This window comes from Paractinoplanes hotanensis, from assembly GCF_023717965.1.
Classification (GTDB): Bacteria; Actinomycetota; Actinomycetes; order Mycobacteriales; family Micromonosporaceae; genus Actinoplanes; species Actinoplanes polyasparticus.
On record NZ_JAMQOL010000073.1, the window covers coordinates 1 to 24,396 of the forward strand.

Below are 24,396 nucleotides of genomic sequence, written 5' to 3' on the forward strand. Positions count from 1 at the left end.
GGTGACACCCTCGTCAGTCGATGTCGGTACGTCGATCCACGCCTACGGCGGAGGTGCGTACGCGGTCATGGACCGCGGGGGGGGGGGGGGGGGCCCCCCCCCCCCCCCCCCCCCCCACCGCACGCCCGCCCAGACATGGCGAGGCAACGTCTGACCGGCCGGTTCGCGGAGCGCCGCAACCGGCCGGACCCGCGCGAGTACCCGGCACGCACCGCTGAACCTGGAAAAGGCGCCGCCGGACGGCGCCTTCTGCGATCACGGCTCCGGAGATTCCGGCGCCGACTGACGGCGTACCCGGTATTGGACGCGATGGCTCAACTCCGGCAAAAGGTGAATCGCCCGGTCGTCAGGAAGTAGGGCGCGGGCGCCGGCGGGCTCCGTCTGGCGCGCAGCCTGCCGAGCGCAGCCCGCCACCACGGGGTCAAGGCGTGAGTGCCTGTGGCGAATACATGCAGCCTGTCGCTTTCGGTCACGACGGCCGGGCCACAGACCCCGGCGGCGTACCAGTCCTCCGCGCCGGCATCGGTGTCGAGCAGCCGTTGCGGCAACGACCACGAGTCGCGCCCGCCCGGACTCGCGGCTTCGGCGAGCCAGAGACCCTGCCCGGGGAATGGTCTAGTGCCGTACAGGTTCGTGCCCCGCGCGAGCACCATTCGCCAGCCCTCAGCGCCGCTGGTGACCGCGTTGTCGAAGAAGCCCTCCTCGGTGGTCGCGAACGTCTCGGGCTTCTCCCAGCGGATGCCATCGTCACTTTCGGTGTAGCGCAGCTGGTAATCGGGTTGCTCTCCACGGCCGGTCTCGCCGATCGCTGATAGGAACCACATCCGCCACCGCCCGTCCGTGTGAAGGACGAAGGGTTCCAGGGCGCTGGGCCGTGCCGCGTCTCCGGTCAGTACCGGACCCGGGAGACGATGCCAGGAACCATCACGATGTTCGAGACAACCGAGGGCATACCTACTGCCGGGCCCAGTGATCTTCCGCGTGCGCCTTCCCGCGTAGTAGATGCGCTCGACGCCGGGCCCTCTGACGTAGCTCGGCGTGTGCATGCCGGCCGCGTCCCAGGCGTGTCGATCGGGTGGGGCACCCAACTCGGCCGCGCGCTTGCTCCGGTCGAGGACCAGCTTCCATGAGTCATCGGTGATCGCAGCGTCACCGGGCAGCCTGGCCTCGACGATCCGTACCGAGAAGCGGGTGGTGAAGGCGCCGAGAAACATCGTCCAGGTCCCGTCGCGCAGATGCACGTCCGGGTCGCTGACCCCGATGAGCCCGTGACCGGGCCGCGGATCGCCAAGCATGCTGAACAGCGGAGAAGCCTCAGCCAGACACCACTCGCTCCTCATGAGGTGAGACTAGTCAGGTTTCGCTGACCTACGGATCAGATGCTTCAGCCTGTCGGCCACAACCCCAGGGTGCAGGGCTCGACGGGCCGACATCCGATGGCGGTGGGCCGGCGCCGTTTCCGGTACGCCAATCAGCGGTGCCAGGTGCGCGCCGCCGTTGTTGTCACGTTGCCCACCTTGTCGTACGCGCGAAGTTGGATTTTGAAGCTCTTCTTCCCATACTTCTTGGTGCTGAGCGTGAAGCTGTACGCCGCTTTGCTGTCGGTGGCGACCACCTTGCCGTTGACGAGCAGTTGCACCTTGGCGATGCCGTAGCGGTCGGTCGCGGAGGCCTTGACGACTACCGAGTCTTTTACCTTGGCGCCGTTCGCCGGTGCGGAGGCGATCTTCAGAGTTGGCGTGCGGTTGTCGGAAGTGACGGTCTGGGTGACGTAGCCGGCGTTGCCCCAGGCGTCGGTGACATACCAGGTCAGGGTCTGTCTGCCCTCGGTGACGAGCGGGAACCGGCCGGTGAACGGCGCGATCGTGTCGGTCGTGTTCGGGCCGCTGAGCAGCAGCGCGCCGTGCAGCACGCTGCGGTCCTTGAGAGCCACCGTGGCGGTCCTCAGATTGCCGCGCAGCAGCGTATTCGGTGCCGGGCTGAAGGCAGTCGCCTTGGGCGCTTGGGCGTCGACGGTGACCGGGAAGGTGGTCACCGAATGGTTGCCGGCCACATCCCAGGCCCAGACCTCGATGGTCGTGGTGCGTTGGATGGCACCGAAGTCATAGTGCAGGTATTGCTCTTGTGAGCGCAGCGCGCCGTCGACGAACCAGGCGTACCGGTCGACGCCGGATGGGTCGGTCGCGTCCGCGGCGATGCTCTGGGAGCCCTTGCCGATGACGTTCGGCACGGTGGTCAACGGCCACAGCAGAGACACCACCGGTCCCCGGTCGTCAGCGTTCTCGTCGGCGAACGCGGGCGCCACCGAGGCGGCCAGAAGTGAAGTGATGAGCGCCGCGGCGGCGGCAACTCGACGAATACGCAATGTGGAACTCCCCGTCGGAGTGAACGCGGCGGAGCTTACCGTCTTCGATCGATCGCTGGGTGCCGCCGGCGTGCGTGCTGACAGAATCTGTTGGCCTTGCCGACGGGCGAGCGGCGGCCGCTGCGATGGCAGTGACCCACCGGTGATCGAATGTCACTCCGGCGCGGTGGTGCTGCAACGAGGTGATCTCTTCACCATGCCGCCTCCAACCCGGCGTGAAGCGCGGCAGCACGGTCCTCGTGGCTGAGAACCAGCGCCTCGGCCGCTCCGGTTCCGTGCAGAGCCCCGGCGGTACGGGAACCGCCGCAGCGGCTGAGTCACTCCCAGGTGTAATCCTCGAAGCCGCCGAAGCTCATCGAGTCCAGGCCGCTGAACGCGTCGTACTCGCTGAAGTCGTAATTGCCGAAGTCCAGCCCACCGGGGAAGTCGTAGCTGTTGTCGAACTGCAGCTCCGGACTGGAGAAGTCCCAGCTCTCCGGCATCGGGAAGCTGTCGGCTGGCGACCCGCCGTAATACGCGAACGAGTCCCCGCCGCCGGGGAAGCCCATGCTGAGGTCGCTCCAGTCGAGGATCTCCGGCGCGTTGAAGATGTCGTCCGGCACGTCGGTCGGCACCGGGGTGAACCAGTCGTCGAGGTAGTCCCCGGGCGGCGCGGCCGGGCTGTCCGGGAACGCCAGCTGGGTCCCGGCGTACATCTCGTTGCCGTTGACGAAGTTGGTCAGCCCGGCCTCACTCAGCGGCAACCGGAGGCCGAGCCCGGCCGTCATCATGTTGTCCCGGAACTTCGACGGCGCGATCTCGACCTTGCCGTCGACCACCAGCGTCGCCGAGGCCGAGCCGTCGAACGCCACCGCGTCTGTGGCGCCCATCTGCTTCAGCGCGTCGCGCAGCTCCGACACCTTCGGCCCGTCCGTGCCGTCCTCCTGCACCATCACGATGACCGTCCCGTCCGGCCCCAGCGCGGTCACCACCTTGCCGACCGCCGTCCCTCGGTCGTCGTAGTCGCCGAACCCGGCACTGCTGCGCTGCAACAGGTACTGGGTGTTGCCGGTTCCCGGGTCACCGGTCTCCGGGAGGCCCGCCGGCGCCCCATCCCGGTAGACGTTGACCTTGCCGAATGGCAGGCCGTCCATGAGCAGCGGGATCCCGCCGCCGATCCCCAGCCCGGAGGTGGCCGCCGGGTCACCCTTGGCCATGTCCCACACGCCGTCGTTGAGCGAGAGGTGGAACGTCTCCGGCGACGACCGGCCGTTCAGCGTCTTCCCGTTCTCGATGATCAGACCTTCCGCCTCCAGCCGCGACAGCGAGACGTTGCCGTCCGGCAGATAGTCGAGGACGGCGATACTCCCGCCGACCAGATTGCCGAGCTTCGTGGAGATGGCATCGACAATGTTGGGGATGTCGGTGAATTGAGCGTCCACGACGACCTCGAAGCCGTTGGGCGTGTCCCGCTGGCCCGCCGCCCCGGTCAGCGTCCCGCCGTCCTCGCGCAGCACCGGGAACCCCTGCGGACTGGGCATGATGATCACCGAAACGTTCTGGTCGGTGAACCGGATCGGCTCGAACGGGTCCTCCGCCAGCCGCGCCCGGATCTCCTCGATGAACCGCTGCCCGTCCTCCGGCGTCGTCGGCAGCTGCAACCCCGTCCCACCCGCCGCCGTGGTCGTGGCCAACGTCGTGGTCGTAGCCGCCGCCAGAGTGATCGGCTGAGCCGCGAACACCGTCATCTCCGCCTGATCCGCTTTCCCCTCCAGCCCCACCCCGAGCTTGACCAGCCGGTCCTGCACATCCCCCAGCGCCGTCGTGGTCGTCCCGTCAGCCACATCCGCCATGCTCATCGCCGCCAGCACGCTGCGCCGCAACTCGTCCGCCTGCCCGGCCGCATCCCGTACCGACCGCGCCAACTCCCGAACCTCCGGCGTGTTGATCTCCACATTGGCCACCGCCACCCCTCCCTCACCAAATAGACCGGCACCCTGCCTTCGCACTCACCAGCCATGGCGGTTCGATTAGCGTGAACCTGTGCGATTCCGGTATCGGGTCATCACGGCCAGATCCTTCGAGGCGATGCCTGGCGGCCATGCGTGTGCAGCGCGTCGGGCTGCTACAGAGCAGGGAGTAGGGAAGGAGCAGCCCTGGCCGCCGAGGCTGCGCTCGACCGCAGCCTCGGACGCCGCCCGCGCGAAGCAGAGAAATACACAGCGAGCGCGTCCCGTAGAAATCAGTGAACGCACTCAACTGCTTGATATGCACGTCGGGGTCGTCGGCGATCTCGGCTCGCACGGCGGCGATGAAGAGTGAGTGCACCCGGCCGGATGAACCCCGGCAACACCCCCGAAATCCGTCCTTGACCCTGGCTACGGTGCCGTAGTGACTACCAAGAGAGATCGTAAAGACACGACCAGTGACTCTACGGTCGGCGGCCACCGGCGGCGTGCCGGCTGGGCCGCCGGCGTGGCCCTGCTCGGGCTCCTCGCACTCGGTGCCATCACCACGCTGGTGACGCCGCAGCCCGCGCTCGCCGTGAATTCGGCCGCGGATGCCGTCGGCGCCCGCTCCCGGAACGTCGTGCCAGGCTCGGCGGGGCTAGTCGTGCTGCGCCCCGACGGGAAGGTGTTCGCCACCGTGAGTCGCGCGGCAGTTCGGCAGTGGAGCACCGTGACCGGCCGCCGATCCGGCCCCGCGCTGGCCGCCCGGTCCGGGCCCATCAACTCCATCGCGTACAGCTCGGACGGCAAGCTGCTGGCGGTGGCGGGCGACAACCAGGTGACGCTGTGGAACCCCACCACGGGGCAGCAGTCGGGTGCGCCGCTGACCGGCCATGTCGGGCCCGTGCGCTCGGTGACCTTCAGCTCCAGCGGCCAGCTGCTGGCCACGGCCGGTGACGACGGCACGGTACGGCTGTGGAATCTGATCACCGGCAATCTGGTACGCACCATCACCGGCCACACCGGTGCCGTACGCATGGTGGTGTTCAGCCCGGACGCCGAGCGCCTCGCGTCCGCCGGCGCCGACAGCGACAACACCGTACGGCTGTGGCAGACCAGCAACGGCGAGCCGATCGGTGAAGCGCTGACCGTGAGCCCCGGCCCGGTGTACGCGCTGAGCTTCAGCCCCAACGGCAGGCTGGTGGCCGCCTCCGGCGCCGGCCGGATCGTACGGCTGTGGAACTCAGCCACCGGCAAACCCGCCGGCAAACCGCTCACCAGCAGCTCGGCCCCCGTGTACGGCCTGACGTTCAGCCGCAGCGGAAGGCTGCTGGCCACCTCGTCCGGCGGCGACAACGCGGTGCAGCTGTGGAACACCGTGACCCGCCAGCCGGCCACCGAGCCCCTGACCGGTCATGCCGGCCCGGTGCGCGCGATGCGCTTCAACCCGGGCGGAAAGCTGCTGGCCACCGGCAGTGACGACGGCACCGTACGCCTGTGGGACACCGCAACCGGTAACCCGAAGGGCTCCCCGCTGACCGGCCACAACGGCCCGGTCTGGGCCGTGCGGATCAGCCCCGACGGCAAACGCCTGATCACCGCCGGCGCCGACAACAAGGTGCGTCTGTGGCGCATCCCCATCAACAACGCCGCCTGACCTGACAACCTGAGCCGCCACCGCGAAACGCGGTGGCGGCTCGTCGCTTGTGGGCTCGTGGCCGGGCCGACAGGTGCCGCCGATCAGCGACCGGCGATGAGTGTCTGTGGCGGCTTGTTTGCCCGAATGACTAAAGTTTCTTTACAGATGTTGACTTGAGTGTCGGACATTTGGTCTTGTCGATGTGTCGCGCGGCTTTTCATCCCCCTCGGTGCACGAAAGGTCCGCCATGAAGAGAAAACGTCTGCTGACGATGCTGGCCGCGCTCGGCCTGGGCATCGTCGGTGCTCTGGTGCCTGTGGTGGCGTCCGAAGCGGCCGCCGCCTGCGTGACCCCGTACAACAACAGTGCGGTTTACACCGGTGGCATGACCGCGTCCCACAACGGCCGGAACTGGACCGCCAAATGGTGGACCCAGTACGAGGCGCCGAGCACCGGCGGCTCGAATGTCTGGCAGGACAACGGCGCCTGCGACGGCAACAGCGGTGGTGGTGGGGGCGGTGGCGGCGGTTCCACCTGCAACTATCCGAGTTGGGTGGCCGGGCAGTACTACGCGGCCGGCGCGATCGTGCGCTACACGAACGGTCAGTACTACCAGGCGTCGCATGAGAATCCGGGTTATGACCCGGTCATCAGCACCTGGTATTGGTCGCCGTATTCGTGCGGCGGCGGGAACACCGGCGGCGGGTTTGTCGTCAGCGAGGCCCAGTTCAATCAGATGTTCCCGGGCCGGAACGGCTTCTACACGTACGCCGGTCTGACCGACGCCATGCGGAAGTTCCCCGCCTTCGCCAACTCCGGCAGTGACACGGTCAAGAGGCAGGAAGCCGCTGCCTTCCTGGCCAACGTCGGCCACGAGACCGGCGGACTGGTCTACATCGACGAGACGAACCAGGCGAACTGGCCGCATTACTGCGACTATTCGCAGCCGTACGGGTGCCCGGCCGGCCAGTCGGCCTATCACGGCCGCGGCCCGATTCAGCTGAGCTGGAACTTCAACTACTACGCGGCCGGCAACGCTCTCGGGGTCGACCTGCTCAACAACCCGAACCTGGTCGCCAACAACTCGTCCGTCTCGTGGCAGACCGGTCTCTGGTACTGGATGACCGGCACCGGCGCCGCCGGCACGACGTCGCACAACGCCATGGTGAACGGGAACGGCTTCGGCACGACGATCAAGGCCATCAACAGTATCGAATGCAACGGGGCCCACCCGGACCAGGTGCAGAGCCGGGTCAACAACTACAACCGCTTCGCCGGAATCCTGGGCGTGCCCACCGGCGGCAATCTGACCTGCTGATCCTTTCTCCGAAGCGGGTGCCGCCGGCAGCTCCCGGCGGCACCTCCCGGTTTCTGCGCCACGGGACCCGCAGAGCACCGTGTCGACCTATCGCCTCCAGAAGGACACCTTGTCGAGCGTGGCTTTCTCGTCGGGGGTCAGCTCGAGGGTGGCCGAGGCGATGAGGGCTGGCAGCTGCTCGACGGTGCGGGCGCTCGCGATCGGTGCGGCCACCCCGGGGCGCGTACGCAACCAGGCCAGAGCCACCGAAGCCGGCTGCACACCGTGGGCGTCGGCGACCTCGGTCAGCACCTTGATCACGGCCAGGCCGTCCTCGGTCAGATAGGCTTTGGCCCCACCGCCGCGCGGGCTGCTCGCCAGGTCGCTGGTCGTCCGGTACTTGCCCGTGAGGAAGCCGGCGGCCAGCGCGTAGTACGGCAGCACGGCCAGGTTCTCCTCGGCGGCGACGGGTGCGATGTTGTGCTCGTACGCCCGGCGCTCGACCAGGTTGTAGTGCGGCTGCACGGCCACCGGCAGCACGAAGTCGTTGCGCCGCGCGACCTCGAACCACTCGCGGATGCGATCGGCCGTGTAGTTGGAGACGCCCACGGCACGGACCTTGCCCGCATTGACCAAGGCGTCGAAGGCGCCAGCGGTCTCTTCGAGCGGGGTGCGGGCGTCGTCGTAGTGCGCGTAGTAGAGGTCGATGTAGTCGGTGCCGAGCCGCGCCAGGGACGCGTCGGCCGCGGCCGCGACGTTGGCGGCGGACAGGCCGCGGAACTGCGGGTGCTGGCTGACCTTGGTTGCGACAACGACGCTGTCCCGGTTCTTCCGGGCCGTCAGCCACGTACCGATGATCGTCTCGGATTCGCCGCCGGAGTTGCCCGGCGCCCAGGCCGAGTAGCCGTCCGCGGTGTCGACGAAGTCGCCGCCGGCCTCGGTGAAGGCGTCCAGAACCTGGTGGGAAGTGGCCTCGTCGCTGGTCCAGCCGAAGACGTTGCCGCCGAGGTTCAGCGGGAACACCTCGATTCCGCTGCTGCCGAGAGTGCTCATGGTGATCGTCTCCTTGTTCGTCTGGCGATCAGATACCCGCCTCCTGGTTTTCCAGTGAGTGAGCTTCCTCGCCCTGACTCAGCCGCAGCAGTCGCAGCGCGTGCTGGTCGGCGCTGCCGGCCGGCGTGGTGTAGACGAACAATGTCTGCTCGGCGTCACCGGGCATGGCCAGGGCCTGGTAGCTGATGGTGAGGTCGCCGACGATCGGATGGCTGAACCGCTTGCTGCCGCTGGTGCGGGCCAGCACCTGGTGGTCGGCCCACCAGCGGCGGAATTCCTCGCTCTTCACCGAGAGCTCGCCGACCAGGGCCGACAGGTCGGGGTCGTCAGGGTGGCGGCCCGCGTCGACCCGCAGCGTGGCCACGGTCTCGGACGCGATGACGGCCCAGTCCGGGTGCAGGTCGCGCGCGTTCTCGTCGAGGAAGATGAACCGCGCGTAGTTGCGCTCGCGGGCCGGCAACGCGTTGAAGTCGCAGATCAGGGCACGGGCGGTGTGGTTGATGGCGAGCACGTCCATCCGCCGTCCGATGATGAAGGCGGGCGCGACGGCCTCGTCGAGCGTTTCCAGCAACTGGTACGTCGCCGGGGCGACCCGCTGCGGGCGGCGCGGCGGCCGTCGCCGTGTCTCGCGGGGCCGGGCCAGCTCGAAGAAGTGCGCCCGCTCCGTGTCGTCGAGGCGCAGCGCACGGGCGATCGCGTCGAGCACCGCCTCGGACGGATTGAGGTTGCGGCCCTGCTCGAGGCGTACGTAGTAGTCGACGCTCACCCCGGCCAGCGCGGCCAGCTCCTCACGCCGCAGCCCGGGCACGCGACGGATGCCGACCGTCCCGCCCTGGGGCTGCAGGCGTGCCCGCCGGGACCGCAGGAACTCCTTGAGGTCAGCGTTGTGAGCCATACGATCCAGTATCGGCGCGGCCGGTCGGCTCTCGTACCCCGAACCTGGTACGGGCGTTCCTAGGGAGAGCCTTGCCTGTTTGGGCAGCCCGGCAGGGGTTTCGGTCGGGTGGTATTGCGGCATGACCACATTTCGTTCCGCTCAGGTCACCGCGCCGGGCGCCCCGTTCCGCATCGTCGAGACCGAGCTGCCGACCCCGGGTCGCGGCCAGGTGCGTGTCACCGTCGAGGCCTGCGGCGTCTGCCGCACCGACGCCGCGTTCGTCAACGCCGCTTTCCCCGTGCCGTTCCCGCTGGTCGCCGGTCACGAGATCGCCGGCCGGGTGGATGCCGTGGGCGACGACGTCGCCGAGTGGGCGCCCGGTGACCGGGTCGCGGTCGGCTGGTTCGGCGGCCACTGCGGCGTCTGTGCGCCCTGCCGGGCCGGTGACTTCATTCATTGCGTACGGCTGGAAGTTCCTGGCTGGGCCTATCCGGGCGGCTATGCCGAGACCGTCGTCGTGCCGGTGACCGCCCTGGCCCGCATTCCCGACGCGATCAGCGCGGTCGAGGCGGCCCCGATGGGATGCGCCGGTGTCGCCACGTTCAACGGTCTGCGCCGCAGCACCGCCCGCGCCGGTGACCTGGTCGCCGTGCTCGGGCTGGGCGGTCTGGGCCACCTGGCGGTGCAGTTCGCCGCCCGGATGGGCTTCGAGACGGTGGCCGTCGCGCGCGGAGCCGCCCGGGCCGAGCTCGCCGCCGAGCTTGGCGCCCATCACTACATCGACAGCGCGGACGGTGACGTGGCAGCACAGCTGCAGGCTCTGGGCGGCCCCCGGGTCGTGCTGGCGACGGCCGGCGACTCGGCCGCGATGAGCGCCACCATCGACGGCCTGGCCCCGGCCGGCGAACTGGTCGTCGTCGGCGCCGACCCCGCTCCGATCGAGGTGAGCCCGTTCCAGATCATCTCGACGTCCCGAACCGTTCACGGTCACCCCTCGGGCACCCCGCACGAGGTCGAGGAGACGCTGCGCTTCGCCGCCCTGACGGGGATCCGCCCGCTGACCGAGACGCGACCGCTGGACGAGGTGCAGGCCGCCTACGACCGCATGCTCAGCGGCGAGGCCCGGTACCGCATGGTGCTGACCCCTCGCTGATCGAGGGCGGTTGACGCTCAGCGAGGAGGGACAACTGAATCGCTGAGCGTCAGCCCAGCAGGCTCAGGACGTAGCGGGCGCAACCCCACGAGATGCTGACGCCGGAGCCGCCGTGGCCGTAGTTGTGCAGGATCACCGCGCCCCGGCCGCCGGGGTTCTCGCGTTCGGCGCGGACCTGGTCGCGCGACGGGCGGATGCCGACGCGGTGGTCGACGACCTCGGCCTCCAGGAGCTTCGGCTCGATCACCGCGCAGCGGGCGATGATGTCCTTCTTGACCCCTTCGTCGGGGACGAGGTCCCAGCGGTGCTTGTCGGCCGTGCCGCCGAGCACGACGACGTCGCGATGAGGCAGCAGATAGGTGAGGTCGCGATCGGCGTCGGAATGCTCGGCCACGAAGCGGGTGATGCCGGGATTCCGGACCACGACCAGCTCGCCGCGGATGGGGTACAGATCGGTGTCGTGCACCAGGTCGCGGGCGCCCATGCCGGTGCAGTTCACCACCACGGACGCGCACGCCGAAGGCTCGTCCAACGTGGAGATGTGGTGTCGCAGGATGTCACCGCCGCTGCGCTTCAGCCGATTCTGCAGATAGCGCAAATAGAGAGGCATGTCCACCAGGGGGACCTCGTAGCTCCACCCACTGTGGAAACCGGCTGGTAGCTCAGCCGGGTGGCATTGTCGAAAGCTGGGCACCGCGCGTGCCCAAGTGGGCGGATCAACCGGTTGGCGGCACACTTCCTGCCCGAATGCCATGGTCACGCCGGTGTCCTTGTCGCCCGCCAGGGATTCCAGCACGGCGAACGTCTGCGTCGCCCACAGGGGAGCCCGCTCGTCCTTCAGCAGAAAGGGCGAGTAGATCGCGCCGGCGGCGTACGAGGTCGTGTCGGCCTCCTGGCCCGCGGCCCAGACCTGCACGGAGTGGCCCGCCTCGGCCAGGCACACGGCCGTGGTCAGGCCGGACACGCCACCACCGACGACAATGGCGTCCCAGGAGCGGCGATTCATCAGCTGAGCGTAACGGCACACTGCAGCATCCGTGAATATCCGGAGCCGCTACGCGTGCACCATGATCAATGCATGAGGGGTGCGCTCACGTCCTAATTGGCGTGTCCCAGCGCTAAAATCATTCCCTCGTAGCCCGGCCGCAGCTGCCAGGTCGGGGCCTTGTCGGGTGCGTTGTCGCCCTGGATGAACTGGCCACGTTCGTTCACCGTCTCGATGGTCTGCACCGCGGCGACCTTGTCGAGGTAGAGCTTGATGTCGTGCTCGTCGATCTGCAGCGCGGGAAACTCCTGGCCGTCGACGCTGTAGCCGTTGGAGTTGCGCATGAACGCGGCAGCGAACGGCGCGCCGGGCTTCAGGCAGCCGAGGAACTTGTCGATCGCCTCGTGGAACTCGTCGGGATCGTTGGTGATGGACTCGGCCACGAAGAACATGGTGCCGACGTGGTAGCGCCGGCTCGGCAGGTCGAAGAGGCTGCCCTGTTCGACCTGCGCGGCCCGGGCCAGCCGGCTGCGGGCGTTGGAGCCGATCTTCGCGTACGCGGGGTGGACGCGCAGCGTCCGCCAGTACGGATCCCAGAGCGTCTGATACTTGCGCGCCGACTGGCGGAGCCAGGCGCAGTTCGCGGCGCCGTACTCGAACAGCGTGACCTTGTCGCAGAGCGGCAGCATCGCCAAGGCGGGGTAGAGATTCGCCCCCGATCCGACGTCGATGCCGAGGCGCTCACCGTCGACCGTGGCCGGTTCCTCGGCGCCGAAGAAGTCGCGGATCAGGTTGAGGAAGCGGCGATCGTCGCCCCGCAGATAGGCGTAATTCTCTTTCCAGTACGGATGAGGCTGGAAGGTGTCCCAGTTCGGCGGCGTGGTCGGGGCCACGGTGGACTGAGCCGTGGCGTCTTTCGTGGCCGCATTCACAGGGCAACTCCTCGTGCTGCGCACGCGGAAGGTGGAGGGCCTCGACGGTCATCCGGCTACGCAGTGCGATAATATGGCTACTCAATCTTACGCTGTGCCCGCTACCCCGAAGGCGCAAACGAAGGTAATAACGACCACAGGGCATGCAGGGTATCGCGGGACTAGGTCGGTCGATCGGACAGGTTGTTCTGGCTCTTTGTACGGAACTTGCCGGTCAGAGGTTCAGCCGGGACGTCGCAGGCTGGGCATACGGTCGGGATCCGCCTGAGGCAGCCAGCTCAGGGTCTGGCCCGCCACGAGACTGAGCTGGGGATCGGCGGTGTTCTCGGCCAACCGGGCCAGTTGCAACCAGGTGCTCCGCTCGGTGCCGAAGAAATCCGCGAGAAGCCGGACGGCCGCCTCGCGGACGGAGAAGTCGGCATCGGCCAGACTCTCGTTCAGGGTCTTGCGTACGTCTTTGCGGTGGGTGAAATAGCGCACCAGCAGGGTCAGCGCCTCCCGGCGGACGAGCTGGTTGTCATCCAGCCGAGCGGCTCGCAGCAGCGTGCTGAACGTTCCGGGCATGAACGCGTAACGCTCGCCCAGCACCCACATCGCGGCTCGCCGCACGCTCGCGTCGTCGCCTTGGGCCCGCTCGACCAGCACCGCGACGTGATCGGCGGCCGCGATCTCGTCGCCCGCGCAGGCGTCGGCCAACGCTGTCGCGGCGGCCTCGACGACGGCCGCGTCGAGGTCGGTGCCGGCCAGACCGACCAGGAACTCGAGAACGCCGGCGTCGTCGGGGTAGAGCCCGCCCAGAAGCCGGGCCGCGGCCGAACGCACATGCGCGTTGCTGTCGTGGCCGGCCCGGCGGATCAGGACCGCCTGGCCGGCGCTGTCGCTGCTCAGCCAGTCGGTGACGGCCTCGGCCGCGCAGGCGAAGACGCTGCCGGACTTCTCGTCGAGCACCCGTCCGATCAGGGTCTCGTGGACGGTCTCGACCACGTCGTCGAGTTCCGCCAGGGCGTGGACGGCGGCCAGGCGTACCTCCCGGTTGCGGTCGTTGCGGCACCGCTCGGCGATGAGGCGCTGCGCCTCGCTGTTACCGCCGTGCCGCTCGGCCAGCACCCGGACCGCCTGCTCGCGCAGGGACGCATCGGTGTCCTCGACGACGACCCGGCTCAGCAGGGCGCGCGCCCCGGCGCCGTCCCAGCGCGCGGCCACCAGACCGTTCAGGGCGGCGCTGCGGACCGTGCGGTCGAGATCGTCGAGGGCGCGGCTCTCCAGGGCCGTGAGGATCGCGGTGTCTTGCGGGGCCCAGCGCACCAGGGCGGTGACTGCCACGAGACGCACTTCCGCGTCGCTGTCCGACGTCACCGTCCGCAGGGCAGCCGCGCGTGTCTCGGCGTCGTCCTGGAACTGCTCGCAGAGGGCCTGCACGGCCACCCGGCGGATGTCTCCGTTGGGATCGTCGGCGAGGCGGGCGATCAGCCTCGTCAGCGCCGTGCTGCGGTGCTGTTCCAGAGCCCGGGCCAGGAAGCAGCGCGCCGCCTCACGGAGCGCCGGCGCGTCCTCCTCGTCGGTCAGGCGGTCGAGCAGCAGGCGGACGACGTCCGGCTCGTCGGCCCAGCGCTCGCCGAGCAGCCGGACGGCAGCCCGGCGGACCGAGCCCTCCTCGTCCTCGACGGCCCGCCGCATGAGCGGACGGCCCACTTCGTCACGGGCGTCGAACTGGTCGGCGAGGGCATTGGCGGCGGCCACGATGACATCGGCGTCCCGGTCGTCCTCGAGCGCGCCGTGCACCAGCTGGTGGACGGACGGATCCGCCGCGAAACTCCGGGCCAGGAGCCGCACCGCCTCGCGGCGCACGGTGGCGGCCGGATCGGCGGTGAGGCGATCGGTCAGCAGGGCCCGCATGTCCGGCGAGGGTTCGTGCCGTTCGCCGAGCGCCCGCACAGCCGCCTGGCGCACGTTGGCCGAGCCGTCGACCGTCGCGCGTTCGATGAGGACGGCGGCCAGCTCGGCGTCGATCCGGAAGCGTTCGCCGAGGGCCTGAACGGCGGCCAGGCGTACGAGATTGTGGTCGTCCTGGCAGACCCGCCGGATGAGCAGGGCGCGGGCGGGTGAATCAGCGGCCTGGGAACCGGCGAGGTCGGCCAGGCCGGCGACCGCGGCGTAGGCGGCCCGGTTGTCGCCGATCTGGGCGAGCTCACCGTCGAACAGATCCTCGAGGTGGTCGGCCGGCGTCGCCAGGATCGCCGCGAGCTGGGCGGCCAGGCTCATGGTGGGGCTCCAGACCAGGTGGACTCCCCGGCGCCGGTACCACTTCAGATACCTCTGCCGGCCCGGCCACCGGGGGCCGATGGTCCGCGCCGCCGGCAGGATCTCTTCGGTCAGCAGCGCCGCCAGATCGGGGTCGTGGCGTCCGACGCTGTGTTCCAGCAGCAGGATGAGCTTCTTCAGCACCGCCTCGGCCGGTGCCGCGAGGTCTTCGTGCAGCGTGCGGGCCTCGCCCAGGCATTGGACGGCGAGGGCCAGGTTCCACGGCAGCACGGTGAACTCGCCGGGTGGCCAGTCGGTGTTGACCTCGTCGACGAGCAGACGGGTCACGTCGGCGTTGTGCCGTTCGTGCAGCGAGCCGGCGACCAGCCGCAGCACCTCGCGCCAGGACGGGTCGGCCCAGTGGTCGCGGTACTGGCGGCGGATCTGCGCCATGCGCCACTGCTGATCGTGCTGGAACTTGGCCACGATGGCCTCGGCGCAGAAGTATTCGAGGAAGGTGCGGTGCACGAATCCATAGATGTCGCTGCCGTAGCGACTGAGGATGAAGTTGCGGGACCGGAACTGGTTGATCATGGCGCCGGCCAGGGACCGCGCCTCGCGAACGGGCGTGCGGTGGCGCCATCGGAGGTAGTCCTCGAAGACCTTCCGCAGATCGGCCTGTTCGATGTAGTTGGCGCTCAGCGCCCGGCCCGACGACTGCATGTGGAAGGCGAGCTGCCTGAGCAGGGCCTTCTTGTCCTCGAGGTCGATGTAGTCGGTCTGCCCGGGCCGGCCCAGCTGCCGGTGCACGTCCCAGTTCTCGACGAGCACGGTTGTCGCGTGGTCGTAGAGGGCCCGGCGGTCGCGGGGCAGGGCCCGATGCCGCCCGATGATGACCAGAACGGTCAGCAGCAGCGGGTTGCCGGCCAGCTCGCGCAGCGCCGGTGACTGGCGCATCGCCTCGACCAGGCGGTTGCGGACCCGATGGACATCGCCCGTTTCGGGACGGTCGGCGGAGCTGCCCGGGTACCACCGCCGGAGGAATTCGTCGATCTGGCCCTGGTCGAGATCCTGCAGGGTGTAATGCTCGAACTTCGCCTCGGTGAAGATCCGGCGCGAGTAGCCGACGACGCGGGAGGTCACGACCACGCGGATCCCCGGGTGCCGGGCACGGAACTCGACGATCCGCCGGATGATCGCGGTGCGGGCGCGCTGGTCGAAGACCTCGTCGAGGCCGTCGAAGATGAACAGCGCCTGGCCGCCCGAGCTCAGGTACCTGTCCAGAGCGCCGCGTTCGAGGCCCAGACCCTCGTGCCGGCTCAGATGATCGAGGTAACCGAGAAAGTCGGAGCACTCTTCCTCGGCGACCAGGGTGGCATAGGCGCGCAGTTCGATGAGGATCGGCACGTGATTGGCGAGATCGGGCGGGAGCCGGCCCACGCGGCCGTCGGCCAGGCTGAGGGCGAGGTAACGGGCCACCGTGGACTTGCCCGACCCCGGGTCGCCCAGCACGACGGTCGCTCGCCGGGTCGGGGACGCGATCACCTCGAACAGCCGTTGGAGCGGCTTGGCCCGGTACGACTGCCGCAGGCTGTCCAGTTCGGCCACGTCGACGAGTTCGGGCACGTCGTCGAGCTCGAGCTCGCCGCGGTTGCGCAGCCGTTCGAGCCATTCGCGGGGGAGTTCGGCGGGCGGCGGGTCGGCCCGCACGTGCGGCTCGACGAAGACCGAGGTGAGCTTGACCTCCAGGTATTCCTCGGTGCGGGGCGGCGTCAACGAGTCGAGGTCGAGTCCGCCGTACTCCCGTACCAGGCGGTCGTAGTAGATCGTCAGATGCGCGTCGCTGAGCGGGCTCACCGGCGGCGCCTCGGACCGCTCGCGGCTCCAGACCGCGATGGCCGGGGCGATCACGTTCTCCAGGTCGACGGGGTTGGTGAAGAAGCTGACCGTGCAGTTTTCCTTCAGGTCGGCCCGCAGAGTCTCGATCCGCCCGGCCTCGGGACCCAGGTCCATCAGGGTCCGGCTCCAGGGTGCGTCGTCGGCGAGCAGGAAGACGAGGCGGGGAATGTTGAGCCGCACAGCCTCGCGGTATTCGGCTTCGGTGATCGACCTGTCCTGGCCGGCGGGAATGTGGCCGTACCGCCACGCGAAAATGCCAATGTAGAGATCACATTTCGCGACGTCGGCCAGACACTTCTCGAGCGGCCGGGAGTCGTCAGCGACGTAGTCCTCCATCGCGAGGACGTCAACGACCTGACGCCCGAGCGCGCGGCGTGCCGCTGTTCGGAATTCTCGCAGGTCAGAGTAGGTAGAGGACAGATACGCCCGAGTCATCACCCGCCCCCAAGCCCAGCGAAGCTGTCTGGTGACTCAACGTACCAGCCGAGCGCTATTGATCGGGATCTACGGACGACAGGCCGAGCGGATGGTTGTGGAAAGGCGGCGCGATGCGATGGAATCGGCACAACAGGTGATCCGAGAGGGGATTGGTGATCTTACGAACGCCGCACCGGCACGCGCCGGCGTGCTGACCTTCGGCGAGATCCACACCGGACTCCTGCAGAACTCGACCCCCCTGTCGAGCGCACGTGTCTCCGCCCTCCTGGACCTCGTCGTAGGCGAGCGGGTACGCCGTTTCGAGCGGCCCATCGCCCACGTCGTCTCGCCCGACCGGCTGGACGGTGTGGACTGCTGCCTGCCCTCGGCGGCCAAAACGCAGGCGATCGGCACGGTGGTCCACCATCTCTCGGTCACCGGCGGGCACATCGTCCAGGGTTCGGCCCATACGGCGATCGACCCGGTTCTGCGCGACGGGCTGCGCCAGCCGTGGTCGTACTATCTGGCCCGGCCCGGCACGCTGGAACCGATCAACAAGGTGAACCTGGCCGACGTCGTGGACGGCTTCCTGGCCGGGGCGCCCCGGCCAGGCGTCCTGGATGTCGGTGCGATCAGCGCCCGCGCGATCGACCGGATCCAGAGCTCCAAGCTGCTGGACCGCAAGCGGCCCTTCCTCAGCAGCCGCGCCATGCTGCGCTGGGCGGCGGTTCCGGCGGCCGGCGGAGAGAACAGCGCCTCGTTCGTCATCGAGTCGCCCACCGCGCGGACCCTTCTGCTGCGGCTCGACCCCGAGTTGGCCGAGACGTTGCCGGTCGACGCCGTGCGGACGTTCTGCGAGACGCTCGCGCTGCACGACTGGCTGCTGACCACGATCCTGTCGCTGCTCGACCGGAGCCTCGAGACGCCGGGCAATCGGCCGCGGCTCGCCGCGAAGCTGCATCCGGCGGTCGAGTTCCTGATGCACCTCTGGATGCCCGAGGCGCGGGTCGATCCTGTCCTGTTGCCGCTGTGGGAAGCGGTGGATCACCGGTCGAGCCTGTCGAAGCAGTGGCGCACCTCGGTCGACCGCATCCGCGACCAGCTCAACCTGAGCACGATGGCGCTGCTCGAAGCATCGGTCGAGGCCGCCGAACGAGCCGTCGTGGTCGCCACGGAGACGACGGCCGCGCTCGAGCGGATCCGGCCGGGTTCACCGCCGGCCGCCGCCTGACGCTACCGGTCGGCCACGAAGAGATACTCGATGCGCTGCCACAGCTCGTCGGGAAGCACCAGGCCTTCCCGGGCGCCGCGGGCCTTCACCTGGTCGGTGACGACCTGTTCGACGTTCACCTGCTGCAGGATCGTACGCACGGCCTGCTCGACGGGCAGGAATCGGTTGCCCAGCACCGAGAACGTCGAGTAGGCGCTGAAGGCGTCGGCGTCGGCGTTGACCTGGACGATGGCCGGGAGGAGGTCCCAGTCGTCGGGCAACTGGTCGGCCAGGACCGGCGCCGCGACGACAGCCCCGTCGTATCTGATCAATCCGAGGCGCAGGAGTTGCCACACGGCAGCGAGGTAGGGGCAGGACCACTTGCGCTTGCCCTCACGGACGTCCCAGAGCTGGACGTCCACGAAGATCGAGTGGCTGTTCATCGCGCCGTTCTCGGTCGGCGGATCCCACTGCCGGGTGGTCGCCGACATGGCCTGGCCACTGGACGTGTCGGGGCTGCGCTGGCCGTTCGACAGCCAGCCGGTCACGGTGACCGGGGGCCGGACCCCGGTGCTGCCCGGAGCCGGATCGGGCACGATCCGATCGAGCACGAGGTCGGCCAGCGGCACCCCGTCGGCGACGGCGCAGCCCGATTCGCGGGCGATGTAGTCGATGGTCAGGCCCTGGGCGTCGGCCGCCTTGACAAGCTGGGGCAACACCTCGGCGGGCGAGCTGAACCGGGTGAAGTAGTCGTCCACCAGGAAACAGGTGCTGATCCGGGGCCGGCCCCTCGGCGTTCGCCGGCGCAGGATGCTCGTGGCCGCCTCGACCCACGGGCTGATCCGTTCGAAATAGCGCTCGAGCCCTTCCGGCCCCTCCTTGAACTCCTTGAGATAGAGGTGGCCGAGCTCGATCGAGAGGTGGGAGAGCGGGGTCGACGCCGCGCGCCGTTCCGCCACCGCCTCCTTGACGTCCACCGACCAGGGGTAACTCACTGCGGCTCCCAGGCTGAGTCGTCCACGATCCGCTTGGCCAAGGTTTCGAAGGCGGCTCTGGTGGACTCGTTCGCGATACCGCGCATGAGCACGTCGCTGTCCGAGATGAGCTGCTCGCGCCATTGCAGCACGGGGTCGAGGGGGATGCTGCCGAGCAGCAGGGATCGCCCGACCCGCAGCTGACCGGCCAGGTCTTTCAGGTAGGCGTCGCAGATGCGCAGCCAGGCCACCTGTTCCGGCTGGAGCCCGGCCAACTCGACCGAGTCGGGGTTCACGACGGCGGTGTGGACGAAGCGAAGGGCGTTCTTCAGCTCTCGCGCGCTGTGACCGAGCTCTTCGCCGGTGGTGAGGATGCCGCGCTCGCCGTACACGAGGCCGGAGGCGGCGATCACGTGCTGCCTGGTCCAACGGTGATAGATCAGCCAGCGGCTGCGCACCGCCTCCATCGACGGGTGGGCCGTGGCGGCGAGGACCAGTTCCAGCGCATGCGACCGGCCCGCGCTCAGGTCGACCAGGCACAGATCGAACTCTTCGTCGAGCCGCAGGAAGAGGTTGCAGCAGCGTTCGACCGTCTCGGCCGTGTGGCTGAACTCGCCGCTGGCGATGTCGCCCGGCATGAGCACCATGCGGCCCGCGCCGGCCGGCCGGCCGCGCAGCTCCCGGCGGTCGGACTCTTCCCAGATGTCCACCCGCTGCGGCGCACCCGTGATGCCCCGCAGATAGGCGTGCAGCCCGCCGACTTTCGTGCCGCGCTCCACCGAGCCCAGATCGAAGATGGCGCCCGACGTCGGCGAACCGAAGTCGAAGTCGAGGTAGCAGACGTCGTTACCCTGCAGAGCACTGCGGTATATGACGTTGCTGCTGGTCACCGAGCGGCCCGTGCCGCCCTTGTCGGAGGCTGCGAAGATCAGCATCAGGCCTCCGAGGAGGAGTCGCCGCGGGCCGCGTCGAGGCGGTCGAGTTCCCGGAGGATGTCGAGCGCCAACGCGGCCGAGGTGCCGGGCCGTTCGGTGCGGATCTCGCGGGCCCGGCGCAGCGTGATGTCGACCCGTTGCAGGATGTTGCGCAACCCGGGACCACCCTCGGCGCTGCCGTTGAGCAGCTCGCGGTCGTAGATCTGCTCGGCCTCGCGCAGCAGGTCGTCCGCGTAGTTCGCCAGGTCTTCGTTGCGGCTCGGCGGCTGGTCGAGCACCTTGGCCACGGTGACCAGCGCCTCGACCACACGCTCGGTGTAGTACCAGGAGGCCTTCTGGCCGGGCCGGGCCAAATCGGTGAACACCCGGGACGCGTCGTCCCAGAGCCCGGCGCCCTCACCCGACTGCAGCCGACGCCGAGCCAGGTGGTCCCAGACCTGGTCGCCCAGGTCGAGCAGGCGTGAGCGTTCCTCGGGGTCGCCGATCAGCGCGGCAACGTTGGCCGCGCGCAGCAGGAGCAGCGCCGCGAACTCCGGCACCGACCAGGCCAGCAGGGGCAGCTTCTCGTCGGTGTCGGCCGGTTCGTCACTGCCACCGAGGGCCAGCCGCACGCCGGGGTAGTGCATGACCAGGTTGGGGTCGTTCTCGACCGCGCGGCTCGTGATCCGGGCGCGTTCGGCCAGCGTGGCCAGCACGCGGCCGACCCGGGCGAGTTCGGTGTCGCTGCTGCGGACCTGTTCGAGGCCCTTCACCGCGAGGGCGGTCACCTGGAGGGTGAAGTAGTCGGACTGCTCGCCGTCGGTCGTCCGCCAGGGGATGTTCTCGAGCGGCCATTTTCCGCTTTCGCCGAAGGTGGCCACCGTCGCCCAGTAGGTGCGGGTCAGGTCGGACCGCAGTTGCAGAGCACGAGCCAGGCGCTGCTGCTCCTCGTTGAGCAGGCCCAGGATGCGAGTACGTTCGGAGAACAGGTTCTCGACCGCGTTGAGCGCGATGACCGTGAAGTAGAGATAGGGCTTGTCCTGGCCGACGCCGGGCGCCTGCTCGCCGATCTTCTCCACGGTGTCGATCTTCGGCGCGCCCCGGACCACGGTCCACGACCAGCCACATTCGAAGAGACGGTCCGGCAGCTCCAGGTCGTTGGTCTGGCCGGATCCGATCAGGACCTCGCGGAAACTGGCGATGGTCTGGCGGAGCCGCAGGTGCAGTTGATGGACCACGGCGCGCCGCGGCATGGCGTTCTGATTGACGGTGGTGCAGAGCCGGTCGCCCTCCGGCGAGTCGACCGCGAAGACGTTGACCGAGAAGCTCCGCAACAGGCCGACCATGGCCGCGCTGAGCCGCCGGCTGGCCGCCGCCTCGAGCTCGCCGATCGCCGCTCGCACGTCCTCCCGGTTTACCGATCGCCGGTAGACCCGGATGAAACCGAGGGTGGCCAGGGAAAGGGTGATCGAGAGGGCGTACGAGTCGACGATCGGGAGCGTCTGCAGCTCCGGCGGCGCCGTCTTGTCGAACTCCTCGCTCTCGTGGAGCTCGTAGTAGCCGCCGCCGGAGAAGACCGGCGTGTCGTTCTCGGTGTACCGGTCGAAATAGTCGTTCAGGATCCGGGTGACGATCCGGGGGATGTCGGTGGCGGTGCCCATCCGGCGCAGCGCGTGGACCATTCGCTCGGCCGTCTGATCGGGCCGGTCCAGATTGAACGCCTCGACCTGGGTGGCGGGAAGCAACAGGCAGAGCAACTGCTCGGCGTCGCTGATGGAGTTTCCGCCGAACTGCCCGCCGGAAATCCACTTACCGTCTTTCCAGGAAGCCCGTGCGGCAGCCTCCCAGATGTCCAACAACTGTTGCCGCGGCTGCACCCTCATAGCCTTGAACCCCGTCCACGACTTGGCTGCCGCAGCCGGGTGAACCCGGCAAACGGCCCGTTGGAGGCCATTGAGCGTAGCGTAGTGGACAGTCGCCCAACCGCCCCATAGCGCAAGCTTCCGGCGTTCCCGTAGTGCGCCGTGCATCCCCCATTCGGTGACCTTGAACGGTCGATTCCGACGGGCCGCCGGGTCGGCGGCCGCCGGTCACCCCGGACGGCAACAGCAGCGCAAATGAAGATTCGAACGAGATTTTTCCGGCGGCGTGGACCGGGTCCGGGTGGCGGCCGGAGCGCGACCAGCCGTGGGTAAATGCCGGGATGGTCCGGGTTCACTGCAGCGCGCATCAAGGTACGAATCGTCCGATGAGGTGACCCGCTCTGCGTGTCGGCCCGGCCGTGCCTCTCGCGACTCCAGCCGGACGTACTTCGCCTTCCCCGAGATCGCCGCGGCGGTCACCGAGGCCGAGTTGACTTCTACAGCCGAATAAAAGAAGGTTAGCCTCAGCTAGTTAGGGTTGGCTTACCTGAGGGGTCCGATGACCGCCATCTACCTGATCGGGCTTCGCGAGGGGCTCGAGATCACGCTGGTGGTCTCCATCCTGGTGGCGTTCCTGGTGAAGTCGGATCGCAGGCCGCTCCTGAAGTGGGTGTGGGCCGGTGTCGCGGTCGCCGCTGTGCTGTCGATCGGCTTCGCGGCGCTGCTCCAGTTCGGGGTCGCCCGGCTGTCGTTCACCCATCAGGAGCTGTTCGAGGCCATCGCGTCGTTCGTGGCCGTCACCTTCGTGACCTGGATGATCTTCTGGATGCGGCGGATGGCCCGGCACCTGGGCCGCGAGCTTCGGGGGCGGCTGGAGGAGGCGATCGGCCTGGGCCGGTGGGCCATCGTCGGCGTCGCGTTCCTGTCGGTGATCCGGGAGGGTCTCGAGACCTCGATCCTCTTCTACGCCGCCGCGCAGGAGACCACCGACAGTGTGCGTCCGCTCGTCGGCGTCTCGCTCGGCCTGCTGACCGCGGTGGTCCTGGGCTGGCTGCTCTATCTCAGCGCTCTGCGAATCAACCTCACCCGCTTCTTCACCTGGACCGGCGCGCTGCTGGTGCTGGTGGCGGCCGGGATTCTCAAGTACGGCGTCCACGACCTGCAGGAGGCCGGCATCCTGCCCGGGCTCAACAACACGGCGTTCGACATCAGCAGTTCCTGGCCGCCCGGGGCGTGGTACGCCGAGCTGCTCCGCGGCATGGTCAATTTCACGCCGGCGCCCACCGTCCTGGAGACCGTCGCGTGGCTCGCCTACGGCATCCCCGTTCTCGTGATCTTCCTCTGGCCGAGCCGGCCGAAACAGCTGGCGCCCTCCGGCCGCCCCGCGGAGCCGGCTCCGGCTCCCGCTGCTTCCTAGACACCACCCCCGGAACGAAGCACACCGGAACGAAGCACATAGGAGAGACCCTTGCGCACCCCCCGCCTGCTCGCTCTCGTCGCGGCCACCGCGGCGACCGTCCCGCTCGCCGCATGCGGTGGCGACGACGCCGGGTCCGAGGCCGCGTCGAGCGGCAAGATCACCGTGGCCGCCTCCGACACCGAGTGCACGGTCGCCTCGTCCCAGTCGGACGCGGGCACCGTCACGTTCGACATCGCCAACAAGGGCGACAAGGTCACCGAGTTCTACGTGTACGCCCCGGGCGACCGGGTGATGGGCGAGGTCGAGAACATCGCGCCCGGCCTGTCCCGCGAGCTCATCGTCGAGCTGGCCGCCGGCACGTACGAGACGGCCTGCAAGCCCGGCATGATCGGCAAGGGCATCCGGAACGCGTTCCAGGTCTCCGGCTCGGCCGCCCCGCTGACCGAGGACGCGAAGCTGGCCCAGGCCACCAAGGACTACCAGCGCTACGTCAAGAGCCAGACCGGCGCGCTGATCGAGCAGACCACCGCCTTCGTGAACGCGGTCAAGGGCGGCGACATCGAGAAGGCCAAGACGCTCTTCCCGATCGCCCGCACGTACTGGGAGCGCATCGAGCCGGTGGCGGAGAGCTTCGGCGACCTCGACCCGAAGATCGACGCGCGTGAGGCCGACCTGGCGCCGGGCGAGAAGTGGACCGGTTTCCACAAGATCGAGAAGGATCTGTGGGTCGCGAAGGACGTCAGCGAGTCCGGCCCGGCTGCCGACCAGCTGCTCGTCGACGTCCGGACGATCGTCGACCGGGCCAACACCGTGACGCTCTCCCCGGTGCAGCTCGCGAACGGCTCCAAGGGCCTGCTGGACGAGGTGGCCACCGGCAAGATCACCGGTGAGGAGGACGCCTTCTCGCACACCGACCTGTGGGACTTCGCGGCCAACGTCGAGGGCTCGCAGGCCGCGATCGCGGCGCTCCGCCCGGCCCTCGAGGAGAAGGACGCCGCCCTGGTCAAGACGCTCGACGGCCGGTTCGCCGCGGTCGAGGCAGCGCTCGAGAAGCACCGCGACGGGGACGGCTGGAAGCTGCACAACACGCTCAGCCAGGCCGATCTCAAGACGCTGAGCGACGAGATCAACGCGCTCTCCGAGCCGATCAGCAAGGTCGCCGCGCTGGTCGCCGGCAAGTGATCCGGGATGCAAGGCCCGGACCGGGCCCGGCATCCGCCGTACGCGGGA

At 68.9% G+C, this 24,396-nt stretch carries 17 protein-coding genes; 6 read left to right on the top strand and 11 right to left on the bottom strand.

The window, feature by feature from the left end; all coding sequences use genetic code 11:
- Positions 1-314: 314 nt before the first annotated feature.
- From LXN57_RS42275 to LXN57_RS42285, 3 genes are all read right to left on the bottom strand, one after another.
- Positions 315-1,241, bottom strand: a complete 927-nt coding sequence (locus tag LXN57_RS42275; RefSeq protein WP_251803939.1) for a glycoside hydrolase family protein — start codon at positions 1,239-1,241, stop codon at positions 315-317.
- 230 nt (positions 1,242-1,471) lie between these two features.
- The gene (locus LXN57_RS42280; RefSeq protein WP_251803940.1) at positions 1,472-2,365 is read right to left on the bottom strand and encodes an Ig-like domain-containing protein; all 894 of its coding nucleotides are present in this window, start codon (positions 2,363-2,365) and stop codon (positions 1,472-1,474) included.
- Between the two features lie 317 nt (positions 2,366-2,682).
- Positions 2,683-4,308 (bottom strand): phosphodiester glycosidase family protein, encoded by a 1,626-nt coding sequence (locus tag LXN57_RS42285; protein ID WP_285904738.1) that lies wholly within the window; start codon positions 4,306-4,308, stop codon positions 2,683-2,685.
- 427 nt (positions 4,309-4,735) lie between these two features.
- Here LXN57_RS42285 and LXN57_RS42290 point away from each other — a divergent pair, with 427 nt between their 5' ends.
- Both LXN57_RS42290 and LXN57_RS42295 read left to right on the top strand, forming a co-directional pair.
- Positions 4,736-5,950, top strand: a complete 1,215-nt coding sequence (locus LXN57_RS42290) for a WD40 repeat domain-containing protein (protein ID WP_251803941.1) — start codon at positions 4,736-4,738, stop codon at positions 5,948-5,950.
- Positions 5,951-6,179: 229 nt separating this feature from the next.
- Positions 6,180-7,250, top strand: coding sequence for a glycoside hydrolase family 19 protein (locus LXN57_RS42295; RefSeq protein ID WP_251803942.1), 1,071 nt, complete (start codon positions 6,180-6,182; stop codon positions 7,248-7,250).
- Positions 7,251-7,337: 87 nt separating this feature from the next.
- Here the strand turns inward: LXN57_RS42295 and LXN57_RS42300 are convergent, their stop codons facing one another.
- Entirely contained in the window at positions 7,338-8,282 is a 945-nt protein-coding gene (locus LXN57_RS42300) for an aldo/keto reductase (protein ID WP_251803943.1), read from the bottom strand.
- 28 nt (positions 8,283-8,310) lie between these two features.
- Complete coding sequence (locus LXN57_RS42305) at positions 8,311-9,177, bottom strand: helix-turn-helix transcriptional regulator (protein ID WP_251803944.1); 867 nt, start codon at positions 9,175-9,177, stop codon at positions 8,311-8,313.
- 121 nt (positions 9,178-9,298) lie between these two features.
- On the opposite strand from LXN57_RS42305, the gene LXN57_RS42310 reads away from it, so the two are divergent.
- Positions 9,299-10,312 carry an alcohol dehydrogenase catalytic domain-containing protein gene (locus tag LXN57_RS42310; RefSeq protein ID WP_251803945.1) on the top strand — a complete coding sequence of 338 codons (1,014 nt, stop codon included), beginning with the start codon at positions 9,299-9,301 and terminating at the stop codon, positions 10,310-10,312.
- Between the two features lie 49 nt (positions 10,313-10,361).
- Here LXN57_RS42310 and LXN57_RS42315 read toward each other — a convergent pair whose 3' ends face one another.
- From LXN57_RS42315 to LXN57_RS42325, 3 genes are all read right to left on the bottom strand, one after another.
- Positions 10,362-11,318: an FAD-dependent oxidoreductase gene (locus LXN57_RS42315; RefSeq protein ID WP_251803946.1), complete on the bottom strand. Its 957-nt coding sequence runs from the start codon at positions 11,316-11,318 to the stop codon at positions 10,362-10,364.
- Between the two features lie 92 nt (positions 11,319-11,410).
- Positions 11,411-12,229, bottom strand: coding sequence for an SCO2525 family SAM-dependent methyltransferase (locus tag LXN57_RS42320; protein ID WP_251803947.1), 819 nt, complete (start codon positions 12,227-12,229; stop codon positions 11,411-11,413).
- Positions 12,230-12,451: 222 nt separating this feature from the next.
- Entirely contained in the window at positions 12,452-16,804 is a 4,353-nt protein-coding gene (locus LXN57_RS42325; RefSeq protein ID WP_251803948.1) for a HEAT repeat domain-containing protein, read from the bottom strand.
- 190 nt (positions 16,805-16,994) lie between these two features.
- Between LXN57_RS42325 and LXN57_RS42330 the strand changes: the two genes are divergently transcribed.
- Positions 16,995-18,017: an SCO2521 family protein gene (locus LXN57_RS42330; RefSeq protein WP_251803949.1), complete on the top strand. Its 1,023-nt coding sequence runs from the start codon at positions 16,995-16,997 to the stop codon at positions 18,015-18,017.
- A gap of 2 nt (positions 18,018-18,019) precedes the next feature.
- Here the strand turns inward: LXN57_RS42330 and LXN57_RS42335 are convergent, their stop codons facing one another.
- The 3 genes from LXN57_RS42335 to LXN57_RS42345 are packed head-to-tail and all read right to left on the bottom strand — an operon-like array spanning position 18,020 to position 21,767.
- Complete coding sequence (locus LXN57_RS42335; protein ID WP_251803950.1) at positions 18,020-18,991, bottom strand: SCO2522 family protein; 972 nt, start codon at positions 18,989-18,991, stop codon at positions 18,020-18,022.
- A complete protein-coding gene (locus tag LXN57_RS42340; RefSeq protein ID WP_221380469.1) occupies positions 18,988-19,905 on the bottom strand; it encodes an SCO2523 family variant P-loop protein in 918 nt (305 codons plus the stop codon). The genes LXN57_RS42335 and LXN57_RS42340 overlap by 4 nt, the downstream gene beginning before the upstream one ends.
- Positions 19,905-21,767 (bottom strand): SCO2524 family protein, encoded by a 1,863-nt coding sequence (locus tag LXN57_RS42345; protein ID WP_251803951.1) that lies wholly within the window; start codon positions 21,765-21,767, stop codon positions 19,905-19,907. The genes LXN57_RS42340 and LXN57_RS42345 overlap by 1 nt, the downstream gene beginning before the upstream one ends.
- 538 nt (positions 21,768-22,305) lie before the next feature.
- Here LXN57_RS42345 and efeU point away from each other — a divergent pair.
- Both efeU and efeO read left to right on the top strand, forming a co-directional pair.
- Entirely contained in the window at positions 22,306-23,163 is an 858-nt protein-coding gene (efeU, locus tag LXN57_RS42350) for an iron uptake transporter permease EfeU (RefSeq protein WP_251803952.1), read from the top strand.
- Positions 23,164-23,214: 51 nt separating this feature from the next.
- Positions 23,215-24,348 carry an iron uptake system protein EfeO gene (efeO, locus tag LXN57_RS42355; RefSeq protein WP_251803953.1) on the top strand — a complete coding sequence of 378 codons (1,134 nt, stop codon included), beginning with the start codon at positions 23,215-23,217 and terminating at the stop codon, positions 24,346-24,348.
- Positions 24,349-24,396: the final 48 nt, after the last annotated feature.